The organism is bacterium, assembly GCA_035549195.1.
Taxonomy (GTDB): domain Bacteria; phylum Oederibacteriota; class Muellerivitia; order Muellerivitales; family Muellerivitaceae; genus DASZRK01.
Map to the genome: position 1 here is coordinate 130,967 of DASZRK010000075.1, position 6,046 is coordinate 137,012.

6 protein-coding genes are annotated in these 6,046 nt (G+C 42.9%); 5 read left to right on the top strand and 1 reads right to left on the bottom strand.

The genetic code is table 11. The annotated features are described in order from the left end of the window. Positions 1-42 precede the first annotated feature (42 nt). Together VHE12_13310 and VHE12_13315 are read left to right on the top strand one after the other, a co-directional pair. Entirely contained in the window at positions 43-999 is a 957-nt protein-coding gene (locus VHE12_13310; GenBank protein HVZ81759.1) for a hypothetical protein, read from the top strand. Between the two features lie 117 nt (positions 1,000-1,116). Beyond that, positions 1,117-1,995, top strand: coding sequence for a GIY-YIG nuclease family protein (locus VHE12_13315; GenBank protein HVZ81760.1), 879 nt, complete (start codon positions 1,117-1,119; stop codon positions 1,993-1,995). A 100-nt stretch (positions 1,996-2,095) separates the two neighbouring features. Here the strand turns inward: VHE12_13315 and VHE12_13320 are convergent, their stop codons facing one another. Further along, positions 2,096-2,494 (bottom strand): hypothetical protein, encoded by a 399-nt coding sequence (locus tag VHE12_13320; GenBank protein ID HVZ81761.1) that lies wholly within the window; start codon positions 2,492-2,494, stop codon positions 2,096-2,098. Between the two features lie 269 nt (positions 2,495-2,763). Here VHE12_13320 and VHE12_13325 point away from each other — a divergent pair, with 269 nt between their 5' ends. From VHE12_13325 to VHE12_13335, 3 genes are all read left to right on the top strand, one after another. Further along, on the top strand, positions 2,764-3,249 hold the full coding sequence (locus VHE12_13325) for a JAB domain-containing protein (GenBank protein HVZ81762.1): 486 nt from the start codon (positions 2,764-2,766) through the stop codon (positions 3,247-3,249). A 323-nt stretch (positions 3,250-3,572) separates the two neighbouring features. Further along, entirely contained in the window at positions 3,573-5,672 is a 2,100-nt protein-coding gene (locus VHE12_13330; GenBank protein ID HVZ81763.1) for a PIN domain-containing protein, read from the top strand. Further along, on the top strand, positions 5,669-6,046 hold a 378-nt coding region (locus tag VHE12_13335; protein ID HVZ81764.1), incomplete at its 3' end, for an ASCH domain-containing protein. The genes VHE12_13330 and VHE12_13335, both read left to right, overlap by 4 nt.

Sequence of the window (6,046 nt, forward strand, 5' to 3'; positions counted from 1 at the left end):
GGGCTTTTTTTATTTAAGGGGCCTGCAAAGAAACGAGGAAGAATGGCGATTAAAAGTAAGACGACTATTATTCTGGGTGCAGGGGCAAGTTATCCGTATGGTTTTCCTCTTGGCACCGAATTATTGAAACAAATAATCGAGCTAAAGGGGAACTCCGATTTTTTGTCCAAACTTGAAACTGCATTTCCCGGCCCTATGGGGAAAACTAGTAAGCCTTCTGCTCAAGAGGAATATCAAGAACTTACCGATTTATTGGAACGGAGTGGGTTGCAATCAATTGATGCATTTATGGTTGCGCAACCCAAAATGGCTGAAAAATCCAAATTCGCAATCGCCTACTTGTTACTACATTGCGAAGAAAAAAATCCTAATGTAAACGCTGAGAAGAATCGCGGAGATTGGTACCGCTATTTATACAATGAATATTTATCGGGGGCATCGGCCCCAAGCATAAAAGCAATTATTGATAACGAAGTGAGGTTTATAACCTTTAATTATGATGTCTCTCTTGAGCGATTTTTCTTCAACGCATTAGATAGTAAATTTGGACGTAGTGATGCTTTGCTATTTTTTAAGTCAATCCCAATAAAACATATACATGGGAAGATTCGGATTTTGCCTTGGGAAGCCGGAACAACAGCCGCTGATTTTTTATTCCACCTGGATACCGCCAAGATCAAAGAATACTCTCAAGGCATAAACTATGTTCACGAAAATAAAAATGATTCCAGCATGGATGCGACCAGAGCTTTATTGACCGATTCGGAAAACATTGTGTTTCTGGGTTTTGGTTATGACCAAAGAAACGTTGAAATATTAAGAGTGGATTGGCACCGAGCAAATACTCACTTTTATGGAACTTTTTTTGGAATGGAGGAAGGGGAGGTTGAAAAAAAGTTAAGACTCGTTGGCGTCAAAAACGGTGGAAATTTCACTTGCGGAAAGACTGATGACGATTCATTTGTTTTTTTAAAAAAGATAGCCAACAAAATTAACTGAAAAATATTGGCGCTGGCAAATCCTTCCCCCCTGGCCTCGGTTACCTTCGGTGATCCTTGACACACATCTTCCCCGGGGTTTTGCTCCTTGTTCCTTAGTTCTAAAATAGGAGTCGCAATGAAATCGGGTTATCTATACGTTTTGGTCCACCCATCTGATCCTAACCTTTACAAAATCGGTGTGACTACTCAAAGTCCCGAGAAACGATTGGCCGCACACAACAGCAAGTACGAAGAATACACGGGCAAAATCGTAAAAAAGACCGGTCAGAAATGGGAAATCAAAACATACATTTCCGTCCCAGATCCTTATTGGGCTGAATCTGTTTTTTGGGGTGCAACGGGATTGGCAGATATCCCGTATCGAGGTGGTGTTGAAATTGAAAAGATGGAATGGAAAACAGTACAGGTGGGTTTAGAAGCGGCGAAAAAAGCCGGTATTCGTCCCCCGGAGCCAATACCCGATTGGGTTTATACATATACGGCGCGGGTGAATAAGCGACTGGAGGGACGAGAGATAAAACTTTTAGGACAAGTTCGAAGTATGTTTGGGAAAGCCAACTTTCAATGTAGCAATGGCCATGAATGGCGGACGACACCTGAAAATGTAGCTGAAGGCGAAGGCTGTCCGAAGTGTGGGATAGGTGGAAGGACCCCGGAGGAAATTAGGCAAGCCGTAAAACCAGGGCGTCTCTGTCTTTTAACTAATCCCAACAAACCAGGATTTATTAAGATCGTGCTGATAGACAGCACACATGAACAAACTACTGATGAAAGTTTTTGGCAGGGTTGGGAGGTGCATCGCTATCGGAATGTTGAAGAATCCGCCTTAGCTGAATCAACAATTTGGGAATTGCTAGGTATTCCTAAGCCTGATGGAAATGAACCAATCAAAATGGATTTAAAGAAGGCTGAACAAGCGTTTCGAGATTTGATTTATCGAATGCAAAGTGAGATTGCTTCAGCGGAAAAGAAGAAAGAGAACGGCTCAAAATAAACTTCGCCTCTTTGGGGAAAGCCTTCCCCCTGGCCTCGGCTACCTTCGGTGATCCTCGGCACACCCCCTTCTCCTGGGGCTTTGCCCCAAACCCCAATGGCTACTTGAATACTATTGTTTCTTCAGACTTGTCTTTGAACCAACCGGAAATGTTTCCACATTTGCTACAGGAAAAATGAATTCTATAGTCCTTGCGTCGGTGCAGTTTATCCTCCGTGACCCAAATTGGTTTTCCATCTCCGTCAACCTGGTCAGTTTTGCGAGTGACGGGTTTGATGTACTCCTCAATTCTTAATAACTCTTCCTCCCTAACCTCCCGCATAAAAAACTTTTTGCATTTGGGACATTGGGTTTTGAGGACTACATCAAGAATAAAGAAAAGTATTAGGAGTCCCGCAACCCACCAGATCCACGAGGGAATGGCGCCCAAAAGTGAAGGATGATCTGCCCATGGGTCATTAGAAAACATCAAAGATTCCTCTGAATTTATTTCGGACATTATAAATTAATTCAAAGGATGAGCTGAGTTTGTTTTCTCTTCTCCCGATCGGCCTTAGCCACCAGTGGCTTGCCCTCGGACACGAATAACGTGTCCGGGTCACCAGGCCTCGGATGCTGTCGCTTCGCTATCGCACTCCGTCGGAAACTCGAAAACGTTTATTGGGCCGATATTACGCAGGGCTTCATATCGTTCTATCCCTCCTTGGCCGCCCCTTTCCTCTTCGAGGGGCGGCCCCGGAGGCTGCTCCCAGTTAAAGGAGCAAGGCCATGACGAAGAGAAAACACGAAGCGCTAACATTCGACGTGAAGGTGTTACCCCCGCCAACGGTTCCCCCGGCTTCCTGGGCCGAAGCTAGGGCCGACTACAAGAGGGGGCCGGTCATATCTAGCCCCGAGGACGTGGCCGCCTACTTCAAGCAATACATCGGCGGAAAAGATACGGAAGCCTTCCTGACCATGTACCTGGACCACCGGAACCATGTTTTGGACGTGGTGCTGAATCAGGAGGGGACCGTGGACCACACCGCCGTCTATCCCCGGGAGGTCCTCAAGAAGGCCCTGGACTTGAAGGCAACGGGCATTATTTTCAGCCATAACCACCCAGCAGGGAGCTTGGAGCCTTCCGAAGGGGACAAGGCCTTAACCCGCCAAATTTTGACCGGGGCCAGGGCCTTGGGCATTACCGTCCACGACCACCTAATCGTGACCCATGAGGGACACTTTTCCTTCCGCCAAGCCGGGCTTTTGGTCTAGGGGGTGCAATATGGACTTCCTACATGAAGGCGAGGTTTGTTATCACGGTTGGAACGAAGAAGGCGAGGGCAGACCTTGCCCGACCTGCGCGGGGTACTGTCCAAGTTGTGGACGATGGGGATTAACCCTGGATTGGCAGACGGGGAATTGCCTGGACTGCCAAGAGGTATTTGACTCGGACTACCAGGGATAAAAATCCAACAAAAATCAGGCCCTGTCCCCAGGGCCGTTTTGTGTCCGGCAGGGTAGGGTGATCCCTCCCCTGCACCCCACCCCGTTTTAACAAAGAAAGAAACAATGACTGGAAATCACATCCTGTTAAAATGGCTAACAATACGATGAAAAATATAAAACCGAAATTAATTACGATAGATGAGACCTCGAAGCATTTAGACGAGGTCAAGGAATTGGGGAGAAAAAATTCCTCAACATTAGGGTTTTTCCCTGACGGGGCATTTTTGGACCATGCCCACAAAAAAAGAATATTGGGTGTAATTATAGGAAATGAATTTGCGGGATATTTGCTTTACAGAGTTTCAAAAAATTCAGTCAAAATTGTCCATTTGTGCATCAAAGAGACCTTTCGTGGAAAAAATTTGTCCAAGGTATTAATAGACCAACTGAAAAATGAAACCTTAATGTTTCGAGGAATTGCTCTTAGATGTCGCCGGGATTTCCCTGCGAACAAGATGTGGCCCAAATTAGGTTTTACGGCTATTAGTGAAAAAGCAGGCCGCAGTTTGGAACAAAAGACACTAACCCTTTGGTGGCTTGATCATGGCCATCCAAATTTGTTTACCTTTTCTGTTCAAAAGCAAGCGGAAACAAAATGGACGGCGGTAATTGATGCCAATATCTTTTTCGACTTGTTTAGCGACGAAAGCGAAGAATCGAAAGCACTGTTAGCAGATTGGCTTAAGGATGATTTGGAATTGTGCGTAGCGCCTGAAATTTTTAACGATATTGATCGTTCAGATAATTCAGAAAATAGAAAAAAGATGAAGGAGGCGGCGAAAAACTTTTCTACCTTGCCAGTCTCAAACGACTTAATAACCGAAACTCAAAAAAGTCTTAAAAAGTATTTCCCCAAAGATTTAACAGATAGCGATCGTTCGGATATAAATCATCTTAGTCAAGCAATCTGCTCGGACGCTGATTTTTTTGTTACTAGAGATCAAGTTTTGCTGGATAACGCTGTAAAAATAAAAGAAGAGTTTCCGATAGAAATTGTTCGTCCGTCAGATTTAATCATCAAGCTAGATGAACTTTTACACTTGAAAAATTATTATCCTTCACGTTTGGCCGGGACAAGCTTGAGCACGAAAAGCATTACAAGTGGAGAACAGGATTCAGTCTTCTCCGAGTTTAGGAATCCAATAGGGGGAGAAACAAAAAGTGATTTTTTACAAAAGCTGAGGAAATACTTAGCAGACCCGCAGACCTTTAGGTGTTCAATCGTTCAGGACGCCTTAAAACCTTTAGCTTTTTTTGTTCTAGATAGATCTGAAAAAAATAAACTGATAATACGGTTTTTGCGATGCAAGCAAAATAACCTTTCTTTGACTCTGTTGCGCCATCTGTTGTTTCATTTTTTAAAAATTTGCGTGACTGAAAAACGTGCTTGTCTTGTTATTTCGGATAACTATTTATCGGGACATGTTGAAAGAGAATTATCGAAAGACAAATTTGTAAAGCATGGAAATGATTGGCACAAATTACTTTTCGACTTCGTTGGTGACTATAAACAGATAAATAATAAATTGAAAACACTTGTCTCTTCTGGGGTGGTCGACCGAAAAATATTTAAAGATCACATCTCTGTTTTGAAAAGAAAAAATATTTTCAAAGATAATCGATCGATCAATGAGCTTCAAAAATTATTTTGGCCATTAAAAATTGAGAGTAAAGACTCCAACATTTATTTGGTTCCCATTAGGCCCAGATGGGCTAAGGATTTATTTGACGAAAATATCGCTAATGAAGATCTCTTTGGCGCCAAAAAGGAATTAGCTCTAAGTCGAGAGCAAGTTTATTATCGCTCTGCTCGCCCTTCGGGGATCAAAGCTCCCGGTGGCATTTTGTGGTATGTGAGCGAAGACAAAGGCTATAGTGGCACAAGTTGCATACGAGCATTTTCAATTCTTGATTCTGTGGAAATCGCAAAACCCAAAGACCTTTTTAAAAAATATGAACGGCTTGGGATTTACAGCTGGAAAGATGTTTTTAAAACAGCAAAAGCAAATATTGGGAATGACGTTATGGCCATTAAATTTTCCGAAACAGAACTTTTTAAGAATCCCATCCCAATGAAAGATCTTTCAAAAATTCTTTCCCGAAGAGGAAAAGGTCTTTTGCTACAGTCGCCACTGAAAATCACGAACGACGTCTTTTTGGAAATTTATAGATTAGGGTGTGGAGAATGATCGGTAAGCCAAATAAAGAAAAAGTTCTGCTCTTATCGATAAAGCCGAAATATGCTAATAAAATATTTTCTGGCGAAAAGACAGTAGAACTTAGGAGGACAAAGCCGAATCTGAAGAGGGGAGACATCGTGGCAGTTTATGTTTCGTCTCCAATTATGGCTCTGTCGGGGGAATTTGAAGTTGATGAAGTATTGGAACGCGAACCGGAAGAATTATGGTCGGAAGTTGGAGAAGAATCGGGAATCGAAAAAAATGAGTTTAAAAATTATTATCGTGGAGCTGAAATCGCTTTCGGAATTAAGTTCAAAAAAGTAGTTAATTTTAAACAACCCGTCCCATTGTCAAATTTAAGAAAAACCTGGACCGGATTTACC